Source organism: Brevibacterium sp. HMSC08F02 (genome assembly GCF_001807555.1).
Taxonomy (GTDB): Bacteria; Actinomycetota; Actinomycetes; order Actinomycetales; family Brevibacteriaceae; genus Brevibacterium; species Brevibacterium ravenspurgense.
The window spans coordinates 121,774-124,129 of the sequence record NZ_KV789364.1; the positions used below are offsets into that span (position 1 = coordinate 121,774).

The window sequence follows — 2,356 nt, forward strand, 5'->3', positions numbered from 1 at the left end:
GTTTGTGGGCTGAGCCGACTCAGACAGCTGCCGCGCATCCGTTCCCAGGCCAAAATCACGCTCTAATGCAGATTCACGCGTTAATGCAGCGCATTACAGCGCAAAGCTGCATTAACGCGTGAGTCTGGTTAGAAAGGAAACCTCAGCGTTTCCTGGAGCGCTTATTCATGCGCTTGGCGCGTTTGCGAGCTTCCTTTTCGATCTTGGCACGTTCACGGCGCTGTTCCTTCGTCATGAAGTCAAGCTGGCCGTGCGGATCGAGGTATTCGCCGGTTTCGTAGTCGTACGGCACCGGGTTGCCCTCAGAGTCTGTGCGCTGATACCAGTCGGTCGCTTCTTCCGATGTGGAATCGAAACCGTAGCCCGCAGAGTACTCAGAGTTCGGTTCGGTCTGTTCGACCTTGACGGCGAAGTTGTCGCCGTAGTTCTCCAGACCGTAGCGAACGGCGTTGTCGAGGACCTTGCGCTGGTAGTTCTGCCGGTACGTGCGCGGGTCACTGCGCAGCGCCTTCCACAGCCCCACGCACATGAGCACGATGATGACCGAGAACGGCAGGGCCGTGATGACAATGAGGTTCTGCAGGCCCTGCAGGGCGTCGTCTCCGCCGGTCAGCAGAATCACAACGGCGATGCCGGCCATGCACAGCGACCAGAACACGGTCACGCCGCGGCGAGGGAAGGGATTGCCTTTCTGTGCCAGCTGCGAGTTGACCAGTGAAGCCGAATCTGCAGTCGTGATGAAGAAGATGGCCAGCATGAACATGAGAAGCGGAGCGACGATCTGTCCGCCGGGCAGGTGGTCGAGCACAATGAAGATGGTCTCTTCCGGTGCCGGCATTTCGCCGGTGCCGCCGGTGATTGCACCTGCCGTGTGCTCAAGGTAGATCGCGGTGCCGCCCAGAATGGTGAAGGCCAGCACGATGATCGACGACGGGATGAGCAGTACACCCATGACGAACTGACGGATGGTGCGTCCACGCGAGATCTTCGCGGTGAAGATGCCGACGAACGGCGACCAGCTGACCCACCATGCCCAGTAGAAGATCGTCCAGTCGGTGAGGAACGCCTCCGCGTCCTCTCCCTCGGACATGTTGCGCGCCAACATTGTCGGCAGTTCACCCACGTAGTCGATGACGACGCCGGGTACGACGTTGAGCAGGAACGCCGTCGGGCCGAGGATCAGGAAGAAGAACGCCAAACCGACCGACAGCCACATGTTGGTATTCGACAGAATGCGGATGCCCTTCGAAACACCCGAAACGGCCGAGATGATGGTGCCGATTGTCAGCACCATGATGATGAGGATGGCAATCGTGTTGCCGGCGGTGTTCCAACCGGTGACCACCTGGGCACCCCGGGCAATCTGCAGAGCACCGATGCCCAGTGAGGCGGCGGTTCCGAACAGGGTGGCGATGATGGCCAGGCCGTCGATGATCCGCGAGCCCAACGTATTCGAATCACCCGTGATGAAGCTGAGGATTGACGACATGAGCGGCACGCGCCCGCGGCGGAACGAAAAGTAGGCGACTGACAGACCCACGATGGCGTAAATAGCCCAGGCGTTGAGACCCCAGTGCAGCGCGGTCTGCACGAGTCCGCCGACGATGGCGGGATCGGTTCCGCCCTCATAGGCGTTGGGCCGCGGCTCAAGGTAGTGCAGCAGCGGTTCGTAGGGGCCGAAGAAGATCAGCGCAATGCCGATTCCCGCCGCGAACAGCATCGCCGCCCACGAACCGGTGGAGAACTCGGGTTTTTCACCGTCGAGCCCCAGTGGGATGCGGCCGGCCCGGCTGAAAGCCAAAACCAAAAGGAAGATGAGCAGGCCCGCGGCAATCACCGTGAAGATCCAGCCGAGGTTCTGCATCGTCCACGTGAGCATCGCACCGGAAACGCTGTTCACAACCTCCGGCTGGGCAATGCCCCAGGCCACGAAGGACACGATGAGCGCACCGACGACCACGAGGATCGGCTTGTCAACGCCGTAGCGAACACGCTGGTCTTCAATCGACACGCCCGGCACGAGCGCCGGATGAACCCCGTGAGGGTATTTGGGCGGCTGAAAGATCTTCTTACCGGCGCGCAGGGTCTTATCCAGTTTGCCCTGGGGTGTCGCCGGCGGAGTGCTTTTCTCTTCCGCAGGTGTCTGAGGCTTTTCGTTCATATCTGTATACCTTAGGAATCCCCCGACCTATTGCAAGATCATCGCTTTTCGGGGAGGAAAACAGAACAAAAGAACGAGGCGGAAGTCGCCTTCCGCCTCGTGCCTTGAGTTTGTGGGCTGTGTCGGCTCAGACAGCTGCCGCGCACCCGTTCCCAGGCTGGAATCACGCTCTAATGCAGATTCACGCGTTAATGC

Annotated in this window: 1 protein-coding gene; it reads right to left on the reverse strand. The window is 60.1% G+C overall.

Annotated elements, in window-relative coordinates; translation table 11 throughout:
* Positions 1-142 precede the first annotated feature (142 nt).
* Positions 143-2,161: a BCCT family transporter gene (locus HMPREF3172_RS08620; protein WP_070516816.1), complete on the reverse strand. Its 2,019-nt coding sequence runs from the start codon at positions 2,159-2,161 to the stop codon at positions 143-145.
* Positions 2,162-2,356: the final 195 nt, after the last annotated feature.

Coding starts and splice junctions, on each gene's coding strand:
- HMPREF3172_RS08620 (WP_070516816.1), bottom strand. CDS start 2,161: ATGAACGAAAAGCCTCAGACACCTGCGGAAGAGAAAAGCACTCCGCCG.